General features: G+C 35.5%; 20 protein-coding genes, 1 pseudogene and 1 other annotated feature. Of the genes and pseudogenes, 9 read left to right on the top strand and 12 right to left on the bottom strand.

Features of this window, described 5'->3' with window-relative positions; genetic code table 11:
- Nucleotides 1-8 precede the first annotated feature (8 nt).
- The 3 genes from AC2YJL_RS11830 to pxpA are packed head-to-tail and all read right to left on the bottom strand — an operon-like array spanning nucleotide 9 to nucleotide 2,877.
- The gene (locus AC2YJL_RS11830) at nucleotides 9-800 is read right to left on the bottom strand and encodes a putative hydro-lyase (protein ID WP_230932677.1); all 792 of its coding nucleotides are present in this window, start codon (nucleotides 798-800) and stop codon (nucleotides 9-11) included.
- A gap of 52 nt (nucleotides 801-852) precedes the next feature.
- The gene (locus AC2YJL_RS11825; protein WP_045295487.1) at nucleotides 853-2,091 is read right to left on the bottom strand and encodes an NRAMP family divalent metal transporter; all 1,239 of its coding nucleotides are present in this window, start codon (nucleotides 2,089-2,091) and stop codon (nucleotides 853-855) included.
- Between the two features lie 24 nt (nucleotides 2,092-2,115).
- A complete protein-coding gene (gene pxpA, locus AC2YJL_RS11820; protein ID WP_195696957.1) occupies nucleotides 2,116-2,877 on the bottom strand; it encodes a 5-oxoprolinase subunit PxpA in 762 nt (253 codons plus the stop codon).
- A 427-nt stretch (nucleotides 2,878-3,304) separates the two neighbouring features.
- Between pxpA and AC2YJL_RS11815 the strand changes: the two genes are divergently transcribed.
- Entirely contained in the window at nucleotides 3,305-4,867 is a 1,563-nt protein-coding gene (locus AC2YJL_RS11815; protein WP_251568175.1) for an alpha-amylase family glycosyl hydrolase, read from the top strand.
- Between the two features lie 705 nt (nucleotides 4,868-5,572).
- On the opposite strand, the gene AC2YJL_RS11810 is transcribed toward AC2YJL_RS11815, so the two are convergent.
- Nucleotides 5,573-7,141 carry a 2-isopropylmalate synthase gene (locus tag AC2YJL_RS11810; protein WP_251568176.1) on the bottom strand — a complete coding sequence of 523 codons (1,569 nt, stop codon included), beginning with the start codon at nucleotides 7,139-7,141 and terminating at the stop codon, nucleotides 5,573-5,575.
- Between the two features lie 58 nt (nucleotides 7,142-7,199).
- Nucleotides 7,200-7,443: a binding site (T-box leader), on the bottom strand.
- 511 nt (nucleotides 7,444-7,954) lie between these two features.
- On the opposite strand from AC2YJL_RS11810, the gene AC2YJL_RS11805 reads away from it, so the two are divergent.
- Nucleotides 7,955-8,524 carry a hypothetical protein gene (locus AC2YJL_RS11805; RefSeq protein ID WP_195696954.1) on the top strand — a complete coding sequence of 190 codons (570 nt, stop codon included), beginning with the start codon at nucleotides 7,955-7,957 and terminating at the stop codon, nucleotides 8,522-8,524.
- A 652-nt stretch (nucleotides 8,525-9,176) separates the two neighbouring features.
- Here the strand turns inward: AC2YJL_RS11805 and AC2YJL_RS11800 are convergent.
- From AC2YJL_RS11800 to AC2YJL_RS11790, 3 genes are all read right to left on the bottom strand, one after another.
- Nucleotides 9,177-9,593, bottom strand: coding sequence for a DUF7832 domain-containing protein (locus AC2YJL_RS11800; RefSeq protein ID WP_161515497.1), 417 nt, complete (start codon nucleotides 9,591-9,593; stop codon nucleotides 9,177-9,179).
- 426 nt (nucleotides 9,594-10,019) lie between these two features.
- Nucleotides 10,020-10,313: a hypothetical protein gene (locus AC2YJL_RS11795; protein ID WP_195696953.1), complete on the bottom strand. Its 294-nt coding sequence runs from the start codon at nucleotides 10,311-10,313 to the stop codon at nucleotides 10,020-10,022.
- A gap of 284 nt (nucleotides 10,314-10,597) precedes the next feature.
- The gene (locus AC2YJL_RS11790; protein WP_195696952.1) at nucleotides 10,598-11,182 is read right to left on the bottom strand and encodes a YitT family protein; all 585 of its coding nucleotides are present in this window, start codon (nucleotides 11,180-11,182) and stop codon (nucleotides 10,598-10,600) included.
- Between the two features lie 455 nt (nucleotides 11,183-11,637).
- Here AC2YJL_RS11790 and AC2YJL_RS11785 point away from each other — a divergent pair, with 455 nt between their 5' ends.
- Entirely contained in the window at nucleotides 11,638-12,417 is a 780-nt protein-coding gene (locus tag AC2YJL_RS11785; RefSeq protein WP_230932681.1) for an alpha/beta fold hydrolase, read from the top strand.
- A gap of 75 nt (nucleotides 12,418-12,492) precedes the next feature.
- On the opposite strand, the gene AC2YJL_RS11780 is transcribed toward AC2YJL_RS11785, so the two are convergent.
- Nucleotides 12,493-13,044, bottom strand: coding sequence for a YhcN/YlaJ family sporulation lipoprotein (locus tag AC2YJL_RS11780; protein ID WP_195696950.1), 552 nt, complete (start codon nucleotides 13,042-13,044; stop codon nucleotides 12,493-12,495).
- 410 nt (nucleotides 13,045-13,454) lie between these two features.
- Here AC2YJL_RS11780 and AC2YJL_RS11775 point away from each other — a divergent pair, with 410 nt between their 5' ends.
- From AC2YJL_RS11775 to AC2YJL_RS11760, 4 genes are all read left to right on the top strand, one after another.
- A complete protein-coding gene (locus tag AC2YJL_RS11775; protein WP_195696949.1) occupies nucleotides 13,455-14,021 on the top strand; it encodes a DUF2238 domain-containing protein in 567 nt (188 codons plus the stop codon).
- Between the two features lie 20 nt (nucleotides 14,022-14,041).
- Nucleotides 14,042-14,614: a DUF2238 domain-containing protein gene (locus tag AC2YJL_RS11770; RefSeq protein ID WP_487374767.1), complete on the top strand. Its 573-nt coding sequence runs from the start codon at nucleotides 14,042-14,044 to the stop codon at nucleotides 14,612-14,614.
- A gap of 213 nt (nucleotides 14,615-14,827) precedes the next feature.
- A complete protein-coding gene (locus AC2YJL_RS11765; protein WP_251568180.1) occupies nucleotides 14,828-16,519 on the top strand; it encodes a DUF6044 family protein in 1,692 nt (563 codons plus the stop codon).
- Nucleotides 16,520-16,531: 12 nt separating this feature from the next.
- Nucleotides 16,532-17,548 (top strand): glycosyltransferase family 2 protein, encoded by a 1,017-nt coding sequence (locus AC2YJL_RS11760; RefSeq protein ID WP_251568182.1) that lies wholly within the window; start codon nucleotides 16,532-16,534, stop codon nucleotides 17,546-17,548.
- Nucleotides 17,549-17,605: 57 nt separating this feature from the next.
- Here the strand turns inward: AC2YJL_RS11760 and AC2YJL_RS11755 are convergent.
- The 3 genes and pseudogenes from AC2YJL_RS11755 to AC2YJL_RS11745 form a co-directional block, all read right to left on the bottom strand.
- Nucleotides 17,606-17,731: pseudogene (locus AC2YJL_RS11755) on the bottom strand (IS3 family transposase); the annotation flags it as partial.
- Nucleotides 17,732-17,841: 110 nt separating this feature from the next.
- A complete protein-coding gene (locus tag AC2YJL_RS11750) occupies nucleotides 17,842-18,300 on the bottom strand; it encodes a GNAT family N-acetyltransferase (protein WP_195696945.1) in 459 nt (152 codons plus the stop codon).
- A complete protein-coding gene (locus tag AC2YJL_RS11745) occupies nucleotides 18,287-19,720 on the bottom strand; it encodes a class I adenylate-forming enzyme family protein (RefSeq protein ID WP_251568183.1) in 1,434 nt (477 codons plus the stop codon). Before AC2YJL_RS11745 ends, AC2YJL_RS11750 begins: the two co-directional genes overlap by 14 nt.
- Nucleotides 19,721-19,874: 154 nt before the next feature.
- On the opposite strand from AC2YJL_RS11745, the gene AC2YJL_RS11740 reads away from it, so the two are divergent.
- Both AC2YJL_RS11740 and AC2YJL_RS11735 read left to right on the top strand, forming a co-directional pair.
- Nucleotides 19,875-20,432 carry a biotin transporter BioY gene (locus tag AC2YJL_RS11740; protein ID WP_230932685.1) on the top strand — a complete coding sequence of 186 codons (558 nt, stop codon included), beginning with the start codon at nucleotides 19,875-19,877 and terminating at the stop codon, nucleotides 20,430-20,432.
- A gap of 14 nt (nucleotides 20,433-20,446) precedes the next feature.
- On the top strand, nucleotides 20,447-21,541 hold the full coding sequence (locus AC2YJL_RS11735) for an acetyl-CoA C-acyltransferase (RefSeq protein ID WP_487374872.1): 1,095 nt from the start codon (nucleotides 20,447-20,449) through the stop codon (nucleotides 21,539-21,541).
- Between the two features lie 11 nt (nucleotides 21,542-21,552).
- Here AC2YJL_RS11735 and AC2YJL_RS11730 read toward each other — a convergent pair whose 3' ends face one another.
- Nucleotides 21,553-22,209 (bottom strand): MtnX-like HAD-IB family phosphatase, encoded by a 657-nt coding sequence (locus AC2YJL_RS11730; RefSeq protein ID WP_230932686.1) that lies wholly within the window; start codon nucleotides 22,207-22,209, stop codon nucleotides 21,553-21,555.
- Nucleotides 22,210-22,220: the final 11 nt, after the last annotated feature.

Here is a 22,220-nt window from a genome sequence, read left to right as displayed (position 1 = left end):
TCTTTCTTTTATAAAACACCTAGTTTTTCATCTCGAATATCTGTAATAAACATATGCCCCGGAGCATGTGTAATCATAATAGAAGGTTTTGTTTCCATTGCTACTGCTTGAGGAGTTACACCACAAGCCCAGAATACGGGCACTTCCCCTTCCTTAATTGAAACAGCATCGCCAAAATCCGGAGAGTGAAGGTCTTCAATGCCTATCGCAGCGGGATTTCCAATGTGAATAGGTCCTCCGTGCACAGCTGGAAAACGTGAAGTTACTTGGGCTGCCCGTACTACATCTTGTTGAGGAATTGGCCGCATACTAACTACCGTCGAGCCATGGAATATTCCCGCTTCAGCGCATGAAATATTTGTTTTATACATAGGAACATTACAATTTTCTTCAATGTGACGAACAGGTATGTCGTTGTTTAACAGTGCGTGTTCAAATGTAAAGCTGCAGCCGATAAGGAAAGCTACCATATCTTCTGTCCAGTAATCTGTGATATCGGTTACTTCTTTTACTAGTTCCCCATTTTCATAGATTCGATACTTTGGAATGTCTGTACGAATATCTCCAGATGGAGCTGCAAATTTTGGCACCGGAGATCCAACGTCTGTGACATCTAAAAGAGGACACGATTTAGGGTTACGCTGACAGAACAATAGAAAGTCAAAAGCTTGTTTCTTTGGTAAAATAGCTAAATTAGCTTGAGCATAGCCGTTTGCCATGCCTGCTGTTGGTTGAATAAGCTGATTGTTACGGATTTGCTGACGAAGTTCAGCTGGAGTTAGTTGTGAAAGGGTTGTCATATTTCTATCTCCCATCATTGCCCGCACGCAACTTACGCGCGGGCACCTTGTTTTATTTAAATAATTGAGGAAGTTGATCCATTAAGGTATAGCCGCCCATTAGAGCCATTACAATAACGACAAGTACACCAGAAATGGTAAGCCATAAAGGATGTTTATACTCGCCGACGATGCTTTTTTTGTATGCAGCAACCAGTAGCGTCCCAAGAGCGATCGGCAGAATTAATCCATTGATTGCTCCAACTAAAAGAAGAACTTTTACAGGTTTTCCAATTAAGACAAACGACAGAGTTGAAATAATAATAAATCCAATAATAATCCAGTTTGAGTTTTTATTAAGTTTTTCACTAAACGTTTGAATAAACGAAACGGATGTATAAGCAGCTCCTACCACAGACGTAATAGCGGCAGACCACATGACAATACCAAAGATTTTATAACCGACGTTTCCTGCTGCGAGCTGAAACACGGATGCCGGAGGATTGGCTGGGTCAATTTGTAAACCTTTAGACACAACGCCAAGTACAGCTAAAAACAAAGCGATTCGCATAACAGAAGTGATGAGAATTCCTGTTACAGAACTTTTTGTTACTTGAGGTAAAGAATCGATGCCTTTTACGCCGGCATCTAAAAGACGATGTCCACCAGCAAAGGTAATGTAACCACCGACAGTTCCTCCAACCAGCGTAACGATTGCAATGATGTCGATTTTGTCAGGAGCAAAAGTTTTCACTACAGCTTCTCCAACGGGAGGTGAAGTGGTAGCCGCTACATATAGCATCAGCCCGATCATGACAAAACCTGCAATTTGTGTGAAACGATCCATTGCTTTTCCAGCTTCTTTTACAACGAAGATTAGCACGGCAATAACTGCACTAATTGCAGCGCCGGCTGTTGGAGAAATACCCGTAATCGCATTTAATCCAAGCCCGGCACCAGCAATATTCCCAATGTTAAATGCAAGTCCTCCAATAACAATTAAAATAGCGAGCACATACCCTAATCCGGGAAATACCATGTTGGCGATTTCTTGTCCGCGTTTTTCAGAAACGGCAATAATTCTCCATACGTTGGTTTGAGCAAAGATATCAAGAATAATTGAAATTAAAATAACGAATCCGAAGCTTGCAGCTAAATTTTGTGTAAATACGGTAGTTTGAGTTAAAAAGCCTGGTCCAATAGCCGATGTGGCCATTAAAAAAGCGGCTCCAAGCATTAACGTCCAGTTTACTTTAGGTGCAGCCGAAAGCTTTTGCTGAGGTGTTGATTTTTTAATTGGCTCCAATATCATCTTCCTCCTGATTGTATGTAGTCTTTATTGTGAAATAGCCTTAACTACCACTTCTGATGCTTGTAAAGAACGGTTCACATGACGAGCAAATTCAAGTGCGTGAGCCCCGTCTCCGTGGATACAAATCGTGTCTGCCTGCAATTCTACATCCTTACCTTGCTGAGATTTTACCTTCCCTTCTTTCACCATTGTAATAACTTGAGAAACAGCTTCGTCGTCATTTTCAATTAAAGCATTTGGTTCTGTACGAGCAGTGAGAGAACCGTCTAACTGATAGGTACGGTCTGCAAATACTTCGTTAGCCGTTTTTAAACCAATTCTGTTACCTGCTTGAATCAGCTCACTTCCAGATAACCCAAACAAAATCAGCTCAGGATTTATGTTATAAACAGCTTTTGCTATTGCTTCAGACAACGCTTTGTTTTTAGCAGCCATGTTATATAGTGCACCGTGAGGTTTTACATGCTGCATCGATAGCCCTTCTGCTTGCAAAAAACCGTTTAATGCCCCAATTTGATAGACCACGATATCGTAGGCTTCCTGAGGCGAAATATTGATGTTTCTGCGTCCAAAACCGATAAGGTCCTGCAAACCAGGGTGAGCCCCAATTTGCACTTTTTTTTCAGCGGCCAATTTTACCGTTTTTCTCATGACGCTCGGATCCCCTGCATGAAACCCACAGGCTACGTTCACAGACGTCACGTGATCTAAAATGGCTTCATCATTGCCAATACGATAAGCACCAAAGCTTTCCCCTAAATCACAGTTTAAATCTACTTTACTCAATGCGTTCTTCCCCCTTAACCCCTTTAATGTAAGCGTAATCATTTACAGATAGTAAATAAAATTCAAGCTTTATTATCTGCATCAATACTTTTAGTTCCGTTTTCCGGAACCACAGTACCGTTTTTCAGTTATATTTGGATTTTAGCACGAGATGATGAATTGAACAACAACATTGTCAGAATATTTGACATAGTCATTATTTTCACTTGGATAATACTACCTTATTTTATTGCTATATTCTATCTATAGCCTTAATATAACCCAGCCGCTCAATGTCATTGGACACAGTAAATAACTAGGTTGTCAGAATAATTACTAGTTCAAAATAATCAAAATGAAATTTTCGTTGTAATCGTTTTCAAATAGGTGCTATATTTCAATTGTAGTCAATTTATGCAAACGATTGCAAAAAAAAGGGGATGAAACGATGAAAGGGAAAAAATGGACAGCTTTAGCTCTAACACTGCCGCTGGCTGCTAGCTTATCAACAGGCGTTCACGCCGAAACCGTACATAAAGGTAAGTCTGAAGCAACAGATAAAAACGGTGTCTTTTATGAGGTGTATGTAAACTCTTTTTACGATACAAATAAAGATGGACATGGTGATTTAAAAGGTCTGACACAAAAGTTGGATTATTTAAATGACGGCAATTCTCATACAAAGAATGATCTTCAAGTAAACGGGATTTGGATGATGCCAGTCAACCCTTCTCCTAGCTATCATAAATATGATGTAACGGACTATTATAACATTGATCCTCAGTACGGAAATCTGCAAGATTTTCGCAAGCTGATGAAAGAAGCAGACAAACGAGACGTAAAAGTCATTATGGACCTTGTTGTGAATCATACGAGCAGCGAACACCCTTGGTTTCAAGCTGCATTAAAAGATAAAAACAGCAAGTACAGAGATTACTATATTTGGGCTGATAAAAATACCGATTTGAATGAAAAAGGATCTTGGGGGCAGCAAGTATGGCATAAAGCTCCAAACGGAGAGTATTTTTACGGAACGTTTTGGGAAGGAATGCCTGACTTAAATTACGATAACCCTGAAGTAAGAAAAGAAATGATTAACGTCGGAAAGTTTTGGCTAAAGCAAGGCGTTAATGGCTTCCGCTTAGATGCTGCGCTTCATATTTTTAAAGGTCAAACACCTGAAGGCGCTAAGAAAAATATCCTGTGGTGGAATGAGTTTAGAGATGCGATGAAAAAAGAAAACCCTAACGTATATCTAACGGGTGAAGTATGGGATCAGCCTGAAGTGGTAGCTCCTTACTATCAATCGCTTGATTCTTTATTTAATTTTGATTTAGCAGGAAAAATTGTCAGCTCTGTAAAAGCAGGAAATGATCAAGGAATCGCCACTGCAGCAGCGGCAACAGATGAACTGTTCAAATCATACAATCCAAATAAAATTGACGGCATTTTCTTAACCAACCATGACCAAAATCGCGTCATGAGTGAGCTGAGAGGCGATGTGAACAAAGCAAAATCAGCTGCTTCTATCTTACTTACGCTTCCTGGCAACCCGTATATTTATTACGGTGAAGAAATTGGCATGACCGGTGAAAAGCCTGATGAGTTAATCCGTGAACCATTCCGCTGGTACGAAGGAAACGGACTTGGACAAACTAGCTGGGAAACACCTGTATATAACAAAGGCGGCAACGGCGTGTCTGTAGAAGTACAAACCAAACAAAAGGATTCTTTGTTAAATCATTATCGTGAAATGATTCGCGTGCGTCAGCAGCATGAAGAGTTAGTAAAAGGAACGCTTCAATCTATTTCAGTAGACAGTAAAGAAGTGGTTGCCTATAGTCGCACGTATAAAGGCAACTCGATTAGCGTGTATCATAATATTTCAAATCAACCTGTAAAAGTATCTGTAGCAGCGAAAGGTAAATTGATTTTTGCTAGTGAAAAAGGTGCTAAAAAAGTCAAAAATCAGCTTGTAATTCCGGCTAATACAACGGTTTTAATAAAATAATTAAAAACACCTCTACGTGATTACTTGGTAATCACGTAGAGGTGTTTTATTCCTCCTATGCTACAACTGTCGTACTCGCGCATCCGCCCTGCCTTCTTTTAAAAATAGTTACATGATTGATATAAGTTGTAAAAAATAAAGCATTTATCGTCAGCAAGTGTAAACAGTGAAACTTTAATAATATATAGTGTGTTAAATCTTTTTTTCCGTGTTATAACGTATACATAGTAAAAAAGTGTACAATCATTTTAAGTTTTTTTATAATATAAAAGGAAAAAATTTAAGAAAATAATTATTTTCTTAAATAATCAATAATCATCAATTTGATTAACATAAAACATTTTTATCGGAAATAAAAAGTCTGTGTAATTCACAAAGGCTTTTTAATATAGATGGTTCAGAAAGGTACACCTTTTTAGACTATGTAGTTTCAAATGATATAAGGTCTATTTAGTTAATAAATTAGACCTTTTTGGACGAACAAAAAGTAATTTACCTTTATAGACGATGTGTCATATTCAATTTTAGTTAAAATAATTCAGGTTCCCGGAATACAAAAACCTTAGAAATCTATAGATTCCTAAGGTTTTCTTTGTATTCATGTTTCTTTTCATTCGTTATAGTAGCCTAACTTAGTATCCAGTAAATATTGACAAGTCCATACCTTAACAAACTAAGTACATTCCGTTAAATATTTCCTTTTATTTATTCAATCGGAAGCAACGTATCAACCACAATACTGTTTACAGCATTGATATAAGCAAATGCACTTGCTTTCATAACATCCGTATCTGTTGCTTTGGCAACATACTTTTCTCCTCTATATTCCACTTGAATCTTCACTTTCCCTAATGCTTCCTTACCTCTTGATACACTGCTAATATTATATTCGATCAATTTAATATCTAAATCACTAATTTCTGTAATAGCTGAATACAAGGCATCAATCGGGCCAGAAGCGACTGCACTACTTTTCAATATTTGATCACCCTTTTTAATCTTCACACTTGCAGACGGGAAATTTGTATTACTAATCACTTGCAAGTCGATTAGTTCATAAAAATGATTACTATAGTGCATTATATCCTGATTATGAATATCATTTTTCGCATAATAATTCTCAACGATGACATATAAGTCATGATTATATACTTCTTTTTTTGCATCTGCCAATGCAAGGAAAGCTTCAAATATCCCTTCAAATTGCATGTTAGTCATCTCATTAAAGCCTAATGATTCAAGAGCATTTTTCACCGCATGACGTCCCGAACGGGCGGTTAAAACAAGTTCCATATCATCTAAACCAACTTCAATCGGGCTAATGATTTCGTAAGCATCTCTTGCTTTTAATAAGCCGTCTTGGTGTATACCTGAAGAATGAGCAAAAGCATTATCACCCGTAATGGCTTTATTTACTTGTACATCAAGTCCCATTAAACTACTTACCAATCTAGATGTATTCATGATTTCTTTTGTATTAATATTTGTGTACGCATTATAAACTGATGAGCGTGTATTAATTGCCATCACGACCTCTTCTAGTGCAGCATTGCCTGCACGTTCACCAATGCCATTTATCGTACACTCAACTTTATCTGCCCCATTTTTAATTGCAGCTAACGTATTCGCAGTCGCCATACCAAGATCATTATGACAATGGACACTTAAAAGCACTTTATCATTCAAATTTTTCAAGCGATCATTTATTTTAAAGATTAGTTCACCAAACTCTTCCGGCTCGGCATAGCCAACTGTATCGGGCACATTAATAATGGTAGCCCCCGCCTTTACAACAGCTTCGATCGTTGCCCATAAATATTCGAAATCGGAGCGAGACGCATCCTCCGTTGAATATTGTACATTTGGTAGAAATGTTTTGGCATATTTTACTGCATCAACACCAAGATCTAAGATTTGACTTTTCGATTTTCCAAACTTCTTTTCTACATGAATGTCTGAAGCGCCTAACACTATATGGATTAACGGTTTTTCAGCATATTTCACACTATTATAAACAGCATCAATATCAGTCTTTACTGCTCTTGCTAACGCTGTAATGATCGTTTCGTCTGTATTTCCTATTTTCATAGCAATTTCTTTCACAGCATTAAAATCACCAGCTGAAGATGAAGGAAAACCAGCTTCGATAATATCGACTTTCAGCTTCTTTAGTTGCTGTGCTACTTCTAGTTTTTCATACAGGTTCAGCTTAGCCCCCGGAACTTGCTCGCCATCTCTTAAAGTCGTATCAAACATCCAAATTTTTCTCGTCATTTCAGAAACACTCCTTTGTCATATTAATGTATAAAAAAAAGCCCCGTCTCTATAAAAACATAGAGACGAGGCGTTGCTCGCGGTACCACTCTAATTGATCAATCATTACATAATTAACCCACTCATTTTCGGCAGCTATCACCACCTATCTTCATAACGGTAGAAAACCGACATCCCCTACTTATAATATTCAGGGAGTAGCTCTTGGATGAGTTCAAAGGCAATAACTACCGATTCTCACCAACCATCGGCTCTCTGACAAGTTTATATATCCTTCTACTATTTCCAATCTTTGCTTATTATTATTTGATTACATGCAATATTATATCTATCTACTCATTTTGTCAACGTAGTTTTTTGAATAAAAAAATAATTCTTAATATAAAAATAAATATTCCTTAAATCATTAGTTTGCACATAAACATCTACTACCTTTGAGTAGTGTTTAAATTATTTACTTAAAAATAATTTTGTCTATTACATACCTTGTAGAAAAGGTTCTATTTGTCGTCACTTAGTGTAAATAATAAAACATATATTTTTATAAGTTAGTTATGCTATTTACATATAGGTTTTGAAAACTTATAATTTGTAACTATACATGGATTTAATATAATAAATTATTAATTAATATAGGAATAAAAGGTATATCTTTTATGATTAGAAATCTTAATAAAATTATCACAATAGAAGATATAATTGATATATTATCTCTTTCATTAAAGAAAACAATTTATACATGTATCTAACAACGAAAATTAAATTCTATCGATAAAGATGATTAGTATATCGAATGAGGAGAATTTGTAGTTAATGAAATATAAAAATAAAAAAAGTATATTAAAAGTTTTAGTTATTGCTTTACTTGCTATAGATATACTTTTTTATCTTTTAGCACTGAATAACTTATATGTTCTTTCCACAAGTGTTTCAATATATTTTTGTGTGTTCGTAATACATTTCGTCTATTTATACATAGCCCTTATAAGCGTTATCAGAACAAAAGCATTTAAAGTTCTTTGGGGTGTAATTTCCCCATTCTTTCTTATACCTATAGCAATCGTTGGATGGCTAGCGTTCTTTTATACTAATAAAGTTGACTATTACGATCTAAGTTCCCCTAATAATACACAAAAACTCGTTATTGGATATTCTAATTGGAGTCTAGGGGAAACTAATCATTACTATGACTTTTATAAACAAACGGGATTTCCGTTGGTAAAAAAACGACTCAACCAGAAACCTATTCATGTTATAACACGAGGTACGAATATGAGAGATTTAAATATTCTAGGAGCTGACAATGCCCAATGGAAAAATGAAAAAACAGTAACTTTTACGTCTCCATATCTAAATGAAGAAGTAACCTTAAGTTTAAAGTAAGTACTTATCTCTACTTAAACAACAAATTAGGGAAAAGCTTGTATCTTCTTAGTGCTGACCCCTGTTTTTGAGACAGGGATCAAAACACTTTTTAAATAACCAATTTTCTGTATTGTAGAGGTAATTAGTTGTTTAGTTGCAATAATACTTCTTTTACAGCTACACCGGCTATTCTCAGTTCAATGGCTTTTACTTTTTCTAGTCCATATTGATCAACCCACCGCACCAAAGGTAGCTTTTTTACTTTATAGTTAATATAAAAAATATTTTCAAAACATATTTGCTATGTAAAGGTTGCATATCTCTGGCAACCTTTGAACAAACTATTTAAGACGCTGTGAAGCTTCTATTTGGAAATCATCACTACTTCTTGAGTTCACAAGATGCTTCATGAGAAAACTACTGATCCCTGTTCAGTAGTTTTTTCTTTTTAATACATAAGTTATTGATAATTTATGCAAACTACTCAAGATGAACGGACTCATCAAAAATAAGATTGCGTTACAAAGAAACCTGCTGCAGAGATGATCAGTAGGTTTTTTTTGTTTTTTAAAGGTGTATATCATATACAACATTAGTTAACATAAAACCATTTATCGGAAATAAAAAGCCCTAAGAAAGTAAATTTTTTAGGGTTTTAAAACTTATAAAACTACTCGCTTTTCCATTCTTTAAAACGTTCATTAAGCTTATTTTTTACGATATTATAGTTATCCAATGTATCATTTACTTCATAAACAGAGCTAACATCAGGAAATAGGTCTGCATAGTCTTCGAAATATGTTCCTGAATCATAATAATCTTTTGTAAAATCATTTCCTTCTTTACTTAACATGTCACTAGCTAGTACGCCATCCCAATTCATATATATTTCCGTTCCTGATAACTGACTTTGTTTAAACTTTGTTATTTCATTAGAAGACACTTCTTTAAACTCCTTGCTATACAAGTTGTTATCTATAACCCAACCTAAATACATTCCTGTATGTACAAATCCTTGATCTTCATCCAATCCTTCTGGAAAATCACCTTCATAATGCCATTCTGCTTTATCATAAGCCATTGTCATATATTCTCCTTCTTCTTTATCTTCCTCTGCTAGACTTGGTTCTTCATTCCCCTGAAAAATTAAAAAAACAAATATCATTAATAATATGCTTTTCAGTTTATGCAATCTATTTCTCCAATCTAATAAACTCTTGAAGATATTATATACCGATGAAATTTAAATGGATATACTTAACATAATCACTCTTCAAGGAAGGAAGCAAGAAAGCAAAAGAACCCTTGTGGCAGTAAGGGTTCTCGATGAGGATATTTTCTCGTTCATGCAGCTTTTTATACACCCTTGATATGACTACGTTTTCTCGATACCCCAGTGGAAGGTGAATGCATAAAAAGTCTGCATTATATAATATGTTAGTTCCTATAAAAATAGTCCTTATGAAGAATTATGCTATATTTTTTTGAAAATAGATTCCACGTTAAGTCTTCTTTATAAGAAAGGTCTAGATGAATCAATACTGTATTCTAATAGCATTTTTATAGCGTTTTCTGGTAATTGATTAGATTTCTCAAGTATTATTGGTGTCTGACCATTTCCGGTGGAATTATAGGAAACAAAAATTAATTTTTTTTCGTCTTCACCAGGAAAGTTTAACTTCGTAGGTAATCTAGATTCCTGGGGGCTAATGTTTTCCTTAAATGTTGTGGACTTCTTATTTATAAGTATCTCGTAAAATTCACCGTTGTAAATGAATCCAATTGCCGGTGTATTACCATTGCTCATTAATAGACCCTCCTGATTTTCATATAAATACAAATGTACTTATATAGTATGATTTAGAAAGAGATATGGTATTCAATTTATAATCAAACAAATGTCATAGCAGCATTCCTTAATTTTCACGAAAAGGTTTATGTATTTTAGATCACTCTAAAAGAAGGCCATTTTTAGAAGGATTTTAGGTTTATAAGTCAAAATAGTCAACATGAACTTATAAAGCGATTGAAGGTTGTAGAAAGGGAGGGGCAAAAAACGGAGGATAGAAAATACTAACTTTATAATCCGAATTATTCCTTTTTTGTAATTAACGAAGTCGTCATTCCACCTATAAAAATTGTCGAACATGAAAAAAGAAACGTTTTAGGTCCTAATAAAGGAAGAGCTGCTGTTATGATAAAACCATCTATAATTAAAATAACCATCCCAATGTTTAAGGAAAAAGCTTTTGATATAAGTTGTGCTAGTAAATCTGTTCCTCCAGTACTTGTCTCGTATCGAAGCATAAGACCAACTCCCGTCCCAATACATATTCCTCCAAAGATTACACTAGGAAAAACAGAAAGTTGAAACTGGTCTTTAAGAGGCTCTAGCCAATCAATCAATAAAGAAGAAATAAGTAATCCATAAAAACTATTATAAAAATAAGTTCTTTCATAGACCCAAGCAAACCAACATAATGGTAAGCCCAAAATAATCATCGTTACACCTGTAGGAAATTCAAAATAATAGTGAAGGATAAGAGCAATTCCAATTGTTCCTCCATCTAACAAATAATGAGGAACTAAAAATCCATTAATTCCTATACTTAACAATAAGCTTCCGACAAGAACAACCGGTATTTTTTGAAACATAATAATCACCTTTTTAATCAATTTATCTCTTACTATATGTATAAGCTTTAGCTCCCTGTCATGAATGTTTTTTCTTTTTATGTAAATGAATAAAAGTTTATCTTTTAAGCAAACTACTCAAGATGGACAAATCATAATACTATAGCAAACTCCTAAAAAGTAGAAAAACTCCCTTCCAACCGATGGGAGTTTTTCTGCTTTTTAAGCTGTGTATTGTATACATGTTTAGTTCACATAATCAGCATTATCAGAAATCCTATTAACAATTCTAAAATCTCCTCCTTTTTAGTCTGTATAGTCTCACTATAATAACCTCATAATAAATAATAAAAAGGATCTTTGATTTTAAACAATACAGAACAAATAGTTAATTATATGGAGTTAAACGTAAGATGAAAAACGATCTTGATTTTCATAAACTAGATTAACCTTAACTAAAAAGTAATTATTAATGGATTTTGGAGTGAGAAATAATCATGCCTTTTATTGAAATAGACACGAATAAATACTTGTATTATGAAGAGCGTGGACAGGGTATGCCAGTCATCTTTATTCATCCACCTGGCATGGGAAATAAAGTCTTCCATTATCAATACGATTTATCCAAACATATGAGAGTCATCTTTCCAGATTTAAGTGGTCATGGACGAAGTCCTAAAGCTGAACAAACTGTATCAATTTCCTTCTATGCAAACGAAGTATTGTGTTTTATGGATGCGCTGCATTTAGACAAGGCTATTATATGTGGTTATTCTGCTGGCTGTCTAATTGCTCAAGAGCTGGCTATTTATCATCCCGATAGAATCGAATTATTAGTTTTCTCAGGAACTTACCCTATAGTAAGAGATATACCTGGACAACTATTACATAAAATAGGAATGTATATGGTGAAAGAACACCTAAATATATTAATAAAAAGCCTTTCTATAAGTCATACTCGGGACAAGACACTAAGAAAGAGCCTAGTTAGTTATATGAAAAAAGCAGATCAAGAATCATGGTATCAGTATTATAATCATTCATTACACTATAACTGTTTAGACAAACTTCATCACTTAACTATGCCTTTGTTGTGTATATATGGTGGGAAAAAGGATTGGACTACCCATTATATGAAAGAATATAAAAATAAATGTAAGCATGCTGAATTCTTCGTTTTGCCACAACAGGGTCATCAACTGCCTACAAAAAAGTGGGTTCAATTTAATGAGCTAATTACAGGATTTGTCTTAAATAAATCCAGTTATAATATATGAAACCTCCTTAATCTATAAGGAGGCCTCTCTTTTTAAAACATAAAAAATTGCTTTGTTATATCGCATCATTTTTATTTAACGATTGTTAGGGAAGACTCTTTTAACAGTTTCAGTAAAATCTTCAAATAAGCCATTTCTTGTCGCATCTTCATTAATTCGGTTTCCGTACTCTTCCATACGATTTACAAAATCAGGATCGGATGACACATACACATTTCGAGTATCTTTATCTGTAGCTTTAACTTGATCTGAAATTTTCTTTTTTAAACGATCGGTTACTTCATTGTTTGCTTCATTCTTTAAAACAACAGCCACGTATGCATTTCGGTTTGTAACAATCACATTTGCAGTGTCTACTTCATTTAATTTAGCAATACGCTCCGCAGCTTTATCAGCTACCTCTAATCGTGTCTGATTATTATTATCTACATTATTATTTTGAACACCGTCGGGTTGAAATCCCACGTCTCGTAGATCATTGTTATCACGATTATTTTGAGCTTTTTGTTCAGACGGTTCTTCAGTTGGATCAGGCTCAGCTTCATCTTTTTTATCATTACAACCAAAAAGAAATCCTACTGATAAAATAGCTGATAAGAGTCCCAGTACATACTTTTTTGTCTTCATTCTTTTTTCACTCCTTCTAATAGTAATATACGTATTAAGGTTTACATTGTTTTTTAAATAATTACAAGAAATACCTTGAAAATTCAAGGAGTAATAAACTTTTGTATACAGAGCAAACTACTCAGGACGCCGTGAGGCATCAGTCCTTTAATCAAATAAATGTAGCAGAAAAATCCCCTTCCAATCGAAGGGAGTTTTTTATTTTTTAAGCTGTTATTTTCCCTTTTGACGTAAAGAATGCTGTTTTATTCTCCATCCATTCCAATACAATTTTTAAAATTCTTTTAATAAGAGTATATGCATTTATTATTTATCAAAAAATATAGAGAAAATTGGATTCCTTGGATCTTAAGAACTAGCTATATGGTGCTTACTCGAAGAAGAACCTTTTTGACAAATGGGGTGAAAACTTGAAATCAAAAATAATCTTAATTCTTAGTATAGCTTTTATTGCATTTATGCTTTTTTTACTCTTTTTTTATCTAATTAAAGGAGATTCCTCTCGTTGGCAGGTAGCATTGGGAGGGGTGATAGTAAGCGCATTACCAATCTTGTTATTGTTTATGAAGGTTAATCCCTTCCCAATTTCTCTTATAGTGGGATATTATGTTTTTCTTTTTTGCACCCTGTTTTTAGGGTCAATTGAAGATTTTTATAATCGCTTTAAATGGTGGGATGCTGTTCTACATTTTCACAAAGGAATCTTCATGGGATTTGTAGGAATTTCTCTTTATAAGCGACTTATAGCTACTCGTATACAAGCTGAAATTTCTAGATGGGCCATTTTCTTATTTGTACTTTCAATCTCCGTGAATGCTACAGTTTTGTGGGAAGTTTATGAGTTTTTAGGTGATTTGACTTTTACTCACACTATGCAATCAGGAGGAAATACAGATACTATGTATGACATGATCTTAGGTATGACATCAGCTCTTTTAACTGCTATTTATTCTATGAAACGACGAGAAAAACTATAAATAATATAGGAGGTGTTGAAATGAAACGTAAGCTTGTTATATTGTTTAGTTTGATTTACGTTATTTTTATGGGGTGCTTGACAGCATTTTACTATGTGAGTAATGAATCCTTTAAGACCATGGTTTCAATAGGTGGTTTTGCATGCGGATTAATCCCCCTTTTGTTAGCTTTTTTTACTAAGCTTAAATTTAACTTGCCTATCATCATTTCCTACTTAGTTTTTTTATTTTGCTCACAGTACCTGGGTTCAATTGTAGGTTGGTATGGATTAGGATGGTGGGATACATTTTTACACTTAATAAGTGGTGCTATCCTTGCTTTTGTGGGGATCGCTTTATATGAACGATTGATACATCGAAGTGCAGGAGAGTATATATCAGCATGGTTTGTTTTTCTATTTACCTTTTCGTTTGCTGCACTTGGAGGCGTCATTTGGGAAATATACGAATTTAGCTCAGATCAACTTTTCGGAATGACTTTACAGGGTGGTGGAAATAAAGATACGATGATTGATTTAATTGCCGATACTTTAGGAGGCCTTCTTATAGGAGCATGGGCAGGGTGGCGCACAAAGATAAAAAGGTCTAATTGAAGTTAACTAAACGTCAAATATTCTATGCATATGGTAAAACTCCTTAAGGATTAAGGAGTTTTATTCATATGGTCTCATGATGATTTCAAAATCTTTCTCTAACATACATTTTCGTTATAAGGATGGGAATAGTAACAAACAGATATTTTGGATGAGTAGAATCTCCAAAAAGAATCAATACGCTTTAAAAATAATACAATGGATGTGTAATAGATGTCAGTGTCTACAACAGGAAAGAGAAAAGAGAAAATTTATATCATTATTGCACTTGTACTACTTTTTCTTTATTTTCTTCCTATGTATGTATTAGGAGAAAATGCTCACATACGTGTTCATGATAATTTAGATTCTAATATTGCCTGGTATAAGGTGCTGGCTGAAAGTGGTCAGATATTTGGGGACCTTCACTCTACGATCCCCCAGGTTATTAATGGATTACCGCGTGATGCGTTCGGGACGGCATTTAGTGGAATTGTTTGGCTTCATGCTCTCTTTCCTTCCATGACTGCTTACGCTTTAAGCCAAACGATTACTCGGTTAGTTGCTTTTTGTGGAATGTATTTACTATTGAAGAAGCACTTTATTAAACACGAAGATGCCCACTTTGTTCGTATTGGTGTTTCACTTGCCTTTGCACTTACTCCATTTTGGCCTTCAGGCATGTTAAGTACATTAGGCTACCCTCTTGCTTTATGGGCATTTTTGAATATTCGTTCTGGAGATTTTTCATGGAAGGAATGGGTGGTTCTTTTCCTTCTACCCTTTTATTCAAGCTTTGTACTTGGCTTTTTCTTCTTTTTAGTAGCGATTTCTTTTTTATGGATTTATGACTTAATTAGAAAGAGAAAGTGGAATTGGCCGTTTCTATTTAGCCTTATTTTTATGACATTCCTTTACCTTTTAATTGAGTATCGCCTTGTCTATTCAATGATTATCTCAGAACAGCCAAATCATAGGATGGAATTTATATCTTCACGACATGATTTTTGGCACTCTATGCGCCTTTCCCTTAAAAACTTTCTTATAGGGCATACACATGTTATGACTGTTCATACGCATGTTATTCTCCCAATATTATTTTTGACCCTTATTCTATTAGCTTTTAAGAGGAAGATAAAATATAACAAAATATTCATTTTTTTATTTCTTTTAAATTTTGCTTTATCGATATGGTACGCTTTTTGGTTTAATAATTTATGGATCCCTCTCAAAGAAAAGATCAGCTTTTTAAATACATTTAACTTTGCGAGGTTTCATTTCTTACGAATTATTGTTATTTACCTTAGTTTCAGCTTAGCCTGTTACGTTCTATGGTCATTAGGAAAGTTTTGGAGGCAAATAGCTACTTTAGCAATTATAAGTCAAATCATAACACTTCTCCTGTTTAATGAAGAACTTCTTTATGGCCATTACTTTCACTCTCCTTCTTTTAGGGAGTTTTATGCTACAAAACAGTTCAACGAGATAAAGAAATATATAGGGGATTCTCAAGATTCGTACCGAGTAGCAAGTATTGGAATTCACCCAGCTATTTCACAATACAATGGGTTTTATACCCTAGATACTTATAACAATGTATATCCCCTTGAATATAAGTATAAATTTCGAAAGATAATAGCCAAAGAGTTAGACAAAAATAAGCAGTTAAGAAAATATTACGATGAATGGGGAAGCCGTTGTTATCTCTTCGTTGATGAACTTGGTAAAAGATATGAGTTCAGAAAAGACCAGAAAAAAGAGATACATCATCTACAGTTAAACACGAATAAATTTAAAAAAATGGGTGGTCGATATATCTTTTCATCGGTCCCTATTTTGAACGCGAAAGATAATAACCTTTCGCTCTTGAAGGAATTTAATCATAAAGAATCTGCATGGAAGATTTACTTGTATCAAGTAATGTAGGAGGTATAAAAATTGAAGTCAATGCGGCCCTTACTAACAATAGTGGTTCCATGTTACAACGAACAAGAAGTATTAAAAGACACCATTACTCAACTATCCTCTGTTTTAGATGATTTAAGAAAAGAAGAGTTAATTTCAGCTAGCAGTAAGATATTATTTGTAGATGACGGTAGTAAAGATCGGACATGGTCATTAATTGCGATGGAAAGTACCATTAATAGCTATGTAACGGGACTAAAGCTATCATGCAATGTAGGGCATCAGAAAGCTCTTCTTGCCGGACTAGAAAAAGCTAAATCTAAATCGGACTGTGTCATTTCCATTGATGCCGACCTACAAGATGAAGTTTCTGTTATTCGAAGTTTCCTCTTAAAGTATCATGAGGGAGATGAAATTGTATATGGTGTACGCGATAGCAGAGAAACAGATACTTTCTTTAAACGAAATACTGCTTTATGTTTTTATCGTCTTATGCAAAAGTTGAATATCAACCTTATTTACAACCATGCAGATTATCGGTTAATGAGCAAGCGAGCGATTGAAGAACTTTCGCGTTATAAAGAAGCAGATTTGTTTTTAAGAGGAATTGTTCCTTTGATTGGATTTAACTCCTCAAACGTAACATATAGTCGAAAAAAACGTTTAGCCGGTGAAACCAAATATCCTCTGAAAAAGATGATCTCTTTTGCCTTTAATGGTCTTACCTCATTTAGTGTGGTTCCAATCCGAGCCTTTACTCTTTTAGGGTGTTTATTATTTTTTATAAGTGTGATGACAGGCTGTTATGCGTTTATTCAAAAGGTATTAGGCAATACAAGTATAGGCTGGACCTCTCTAATGATCTCTATTTGGTTGTTAGGTGCCATACAGTTAATAAGTATTGGAGTAGTAGGAGAATATATTGGAAAGATATTTATAGAAGTAAAAAAGAGGCCTCCGTATGCGATTGATATTGACCTATATACAGAAAGATTAGGGGTGTCAACGTGCGCAGAAGAAAGTTTATTAACTAAAGAAGAGTTCAACTAAATCAGCTGTTCTGTAATAAAGTGTACAGATTATATATACCCAAGCCACTTCTTTCTTTGTTTTAAGCTGTGTACGATTACGAATCTGTAACGTTTCCATCACTTCTTTGACGGGGATTCCTGCCAATCTCATTTCAATTGCTTTTAATTTCACTTCTACTGGATAGCTCACTCTTGTTCCCATAGAAAAGACACCTCCAAGTTATTGTTAGGTACTACATACCGGTTTTTAACTTAAAGGTGTTTTTTATTTGTCTCACTCTATGGGGTCAGTCCCATAATCCAGGGATTTTCTTACAGCTCTTTTTCCAAACAGTTAACTTGATTATGATGCAGCGGCTTAGTGGCATAATGTGTAAAACCAAGGCGTTCCCAAAACAGCTTGGCTCTAGGATTTTGAGACAGAACGCCAAGGCGAAGAACGGAAACTCCTTCTTCTTTTAGCTTGTCTTCAAACGCTAGATACGCCTGCGTTCCGAAACTAAAATTGTGGTAGGCACTATGAATGATAAAAGCCCCAATCCATGGACGGTCATCATTTGGGTTTTGTTTCATGTAATCAATAACCCCTACGTATGTATCGTCGGCTTTTATAAAGTAACTGTCCGTTTTTTCATTCGTATATTCTTTAAAAAGCTCTTCTTCACTCCGCTCTTTTTTACCGTTTTCTAACACGTTATAAGCTTCGTTTGAATTGATAATCTCTGACACAATATACATCGTGTCAGCTGTAATAGGTTCAAATGAGATCATATGTCTTCCCTTCTTTCTCTGTAAAGTAGCTGTATATCGTTGCTTTATCAATTTTACCATTTTTCATTCGCGGAAAGGACGTTAAAACTCTCCATACGCGCGGGATTTTATAAGGGGATACTCGTTGTGTCAGCGCTTGTCTCACATCAGAAAGAGCAATGTTCTCTAAAACAATTGCTGCACCTACTACTTCTGAACGTTCAGCATCCGCTACGCTAAAAACGGCTGCTTCGCTAACGCCCGGTATTTGTAAAAGCAGCTCTTCAATTTCTTCGGCATACACTAAGCTTCCGCTGCTTTTGATTACATTTTTGTCTCTTCCTACGATGGTAATGCTTCCGTCTTGAAGCTGAACCGCAATATCATGCGACGTAACATATCCATTAAAAAATGAGCGGTTCGTTTCTTCGCTGTCATTAACAAACCCTTCAAATGCTTGATTTGTTTTCACGAATAGTGTTCCTTTGTCTCCTTTTTCTACTGCTTTTCCACGCTCGGTCAGGATTAAAACGTCTACGCTGTTAACAGGATAGCCTACTGTATGAGGCATCGTTTTAGCTGTATGTGGTGAAAGCACCGTAACAAATCCCATTTCGGAAGATCCGTAATATTCATACAGATAGGCATTAGGAAATGCTTGTGAAAATTTCTTTCGAACGGAAGGAGATAATTTATTGCCTACTGAAATCACGGTTTTTGGCAGAAGTCGTTTTTCTTTTGGTCTGCTTTGTACATAACGAAGCAACGGAGAAATTAATGCAGGTGTAATAGACATACAGCTAGCTTCCTTGTTAAAAACAGCCGAAGGTGTAAACGCTTCTAGCATGATAGCGTGCATACCGCTGCAAAGCGCATGCAAAACTGGGTAAAGCTGGGCAGAATACGAGATATGTAAAGGAACAAGCACTTTGTGGTGTTGCTCTAAAGAAAATATATCTGACCACTCTTGAAATGATGAAGACCAAGAATAATGCGATTTTACAAACCCTTTTGGTCTCCCTGTTGACCCAGAGGTAAATCCAAATAAAAATAAATCGGATAGTGCATTCACTCGCCGTACGGGCAGGATTGGTTTTTCTTTTGTTATGTTAGTTAAAGAAAATGTTTTCCATAGCCAATTCGGGGATTGAATAGAAAAATAGGTATCTACTTCAGCCTCTGTTAGCTCATTATGTAAAAGCATCACAATTCCACCCGCTTTTAAAATCGCTAAAAATGACACAACAGCTTCTGCATTGTTTGGCATACTTAACGCAACGACCTCTCCTTTTTCCATCCCTTTTTCTTTCAGCTGATTTTCGGCTTTGCATACATGATCCCACATTTGACCGTAGCTTAGTTTATTAACAGAATCCGATAGTGCCAGTTTTCCAGGCGTTTGTTGACACTGATAAAAAATTAGTTCTTCAATTCGTTTCATTACTGCTTAAACTCCCTTTTTCTTTTACTTTTAGTGTACCGTAAATACGGGTTTGAGAAAATAAAAATGTAAACTTTAATAAAAATTGAGTTGACTAATTTAAGTTTAATAAGATACGATAGTCATGTTTTATCATACATAGCGGAGGTTTACGATGAAAACAAAAGATATGACGTACGTTGCATTATTCACGGCTATAATGGGAGCTCTAGGACTCGTCCCTCCTATTTTTTTATCTTTTACACCCGTTCCAATTACTCTTCAGCCTATGGGTGTCATGCTATCGGGGGGAATCCTTGGAGCTAGGTTAGGAGCTTTAAGTCAATTTCTTTTTTTATGTTTGCTAGCAGCTGGCGTTCCTTTACTTGCTGGAGGACGCGGAGGAATCGGGGTATTTTTGAGTCCGAGTGCTGGGTATATCATTGGCTATGTGTTTGCAGCTTTCTTTATTGGCTGGACGCTGTCACGATTAAAAAATGTAACGGTTGCAAAAGCATTTGCCGTAAATGTGTTATTTGGGATTGGGTTGGTATATGCATGCGGCATTCCTGTACAGGCACTACAGCTTCACACTCCATTTCTAAAATCTCTTCAGCTAAGCTTCGTTTACCTTCCAGGTGACTGTATAAAAGCAGTGGTCGCGGCTTATCTAATTACAAAAGTTCGAAAAGCAGTAGCGGTACCTGGCCGTTCTAACACGGCTTCTATGTAAGGAAGTGATGACTTATCTATCAAGCAGCAATTGTAAAAGCGAAGCGTACGGTCATTGGAAAAGAAAACGGTCTACTGAAAGATTTTCATGTTCAAGAGCTAACGGCTCCTTTATTAAAACATCTTAGCGCTGGAATTGAACATGAAATTGATGACGTTATTTTAGGGAATGTTGTAGGTCCAGGAGGAAACGTAGCTAGGCTATCCGCTTTAGAAGCAGACCTCCCTTTTTCTATCCCGGGAATGACCATTGATCGTCAGTGCGGAGCTGGCTTAGAAGCGATTCGAATGGCCAGCTATTTGATAAAAGCAGGCGCTGGAACGTGTTATTTAGCTGGAGGCGTTGAAAGTACAAGTACTTCTCCTTTTGAAAAAAGAGCACGTTTTTCTCCTGATAAAATTGGTGACCCTGACATGGGGATTGCAGCAGAAAACGTAGCTCAGCGATACAATATATCTAAAGATCAGCAGGACAGATATGCTCTTTTAAGTCATGAAAGAAGCTGGGAGGCTTTTGAAAAAAAGTTGTTTGAAGAAGAAACGCTTCCTCTTCCAAACATGATGCACGATGAAGCATTTATGAAAAAACGAAACCTAACAAAGCTGCTGCAAAAAGCCAGCCCCGTCTTTTTGAAAAAAGAAGGCACCGTCACCGCAGCCAACAGCTGTGGAATTAACGACGGTGCCTGCGTTACCCTTGTGATGGAAGAGACAAAAGCACGCGCCTTAGGCTTTCAGCCCGTTTTGCGTTTTATCGACGCCGATATTTCAGGAGTGTCACCTCTTTACCCTGCTATTGCACCCATTTCTGCGATTAAAAATATCTTGAAGCGAAATTCTCTTACGGTAGATGATATTGACTTATTTGAAATCAATGAAGCCTTTGCCGTTAAAGTTGTTGCTTGTATGCAAGAACTGGGGATATCAAAAGAAAAAGTAAATATTCGCGGTGGAGCATTGACGCTAGGACACCCGTACGGAGCATCAGGAGCTATTTTAACTACGCGTCTTTTTTATGAAAGCAAGCGCCGTGACGTGCAATATGTCATAGCGGCTTTAGGAAGCGGAGGCGGAATAGGAACAGCGGTATTATTTGAAGTAATCAAATAATACCGCTGTTTTTATCCTTTTCTTATCACGTTGTGTTGTATTAAATATTGCTCAATATCTTCAAATGTCTCAACTGGAACAAATGAAACGTTTTGTTCGCGCAGTAAATCTTGCAAAGAATCTTTTGCAAATGTGACGTCTGCATATTTTGCCGGATGCGAATCCGGCTCGCTGTCTCCAGCAAAATAAATCGTTTCGTATGTCTCTTTTAGTTCTTTAATAACAGCCGATTTATCAATGCCGTAGCGTTCTGAATGCCATCTGTGAGCAGGGTCTAGACGCAAGTGAACGTTGTTTTGATGGAAATATCCTTCATTTGAATAAACTTCCACTTTTTCAACACCGTATTTATCTAAAATCGGTTTAATATAGTACGTTGTTCCAGCACTTAAAATATAAAAATCTCCGCCGTTTTCCTGAACAGCTTTAATAAAATCGGGCACGTATTCATCAATTGGAATATTCGCTACTTCTTCTAAAATTTTCGGTTCTTCTTGGTGAATGGATTGAAAAACAGTAGATAAAAAATCAATATCTTTTATTTCTCCTGCTTTCCATCGGTGGAACAGTTCTTCACCTTCTGGAAAATACTTTTCAATCACAATCCAGTAAAAATCTTTTTTTGAAATTGTGCCATCAAAATCTGATACAAACGCCCATTTTTTCATTCTTTACACGT

Source organism: Priestia sp. SRI_019 (assembly GCF_057586255.1).
Note: the sequence above shows the minus strand (reverse complement) of the source record. Positions and strands in the feature narration are given on the sequence as shown.

Coding starts and splice junctions, on each gene's coding strand:
- AC2YJL_RS11780 (WP_195696950.1), bottom strand. CDS start 13,044: ATGAAGACAAAAAAGTATGTACTGGGACTCTTATCAGCTATTTTATCA.
- AC2YJL_RS11795 (WP_195696953.1), bottom strand. CDS start 10,313: ATGAGCAATGGTAATACACCGGCAATTGGATTCATTTACAACGGTGAA.
- AC2YJL_RS11770 (WP_487374767.1), top strand. CDS start 14,042: ATGAAACGTAAGCTTGTTATATTGTTTAGTTTGATTTACGTTATTTTT.
- AC2YJL_RS11830 (WP_230932677.1), bottom strand. CDS start 800: ATGACAACCCTTTCACAACTAACTCCAGCTGAACTTCGTCAGCAAATC.
- AC2YJL_RS11825 (WP_045295487.1), bottom strand. CDS start 2,091: ATGATATTGGAGCCAATTAAAAAATCAACACCTCAGCAAAAGCTTTCG.
- AC2YJL_RS11750 (WP_195696945.1), bottom strand. CDS start 18,300: ATGATCTCATTTGAACCTATTACAGCTGACACGATGTATATTGTGTCA.
- AC2YJL_RS11740 (WP_230932685.1), top strand. CDS start 19,875: ATGAAAACAAAAGATATGACGTACGTTGCATTATTCACGGCTATAATG.
- AC2YJL_RS11745 (WP_251568183.1), bottom strand. CDS start 19,720: ATGAAACGAATTGAAGAACTAATTTTTTATCAGTGTCAACAAACGCCT.
- AC2YJL_RS11765 (WP_251568180.1), top strand. CDS start 14,828: ATGTCAGTGTCTACAACAGGAAAGAGAAAAGAGAAAATTTATATCATT.
- AC2YJL_RS11815 (WP_251568175.1), top strand. CDS start 3,305: ATGAAAGGGAAAAAATGGACAGCTTTAGCTCTAACACTGCCGCTGGCT.
- AC2YJL_RS11800 (WP_161515497.1), bottom strand. CDS start 9,593: ATGACAATGGCTTATGATAAAGCAGAATGGCATTATGAAGGTGATTTT.
- AC2YJL_RS11805 (WP_195696954.1), top strand. CDS start 7,955: ATGAAATATAAAAATAAAAAAAGTATATTAAAAGTTTTAGTTATTGCT.
- AC2YJL_RS11785 (WP_230932681.1), top strand. CDS start 11,638: ATGCCTTTTATTGAAATAGACACGAATAAATACTTGTATTATGAAGAG.
- AC2YJL_RS11810 (WP_251568176.1), bottom strand. CDS start 7,141: ATGACGAGAAAAATTTGGATGTTTGATACGACTTTAAGAGATGGCGAG.
- AC2YJL_RS11730 (WP_230932686.1), bottom strand. CDS start 22,209: ATGAAAAAATGGGCGTTTGTATCAGATTTTGATGGCACAATTTCAAAA.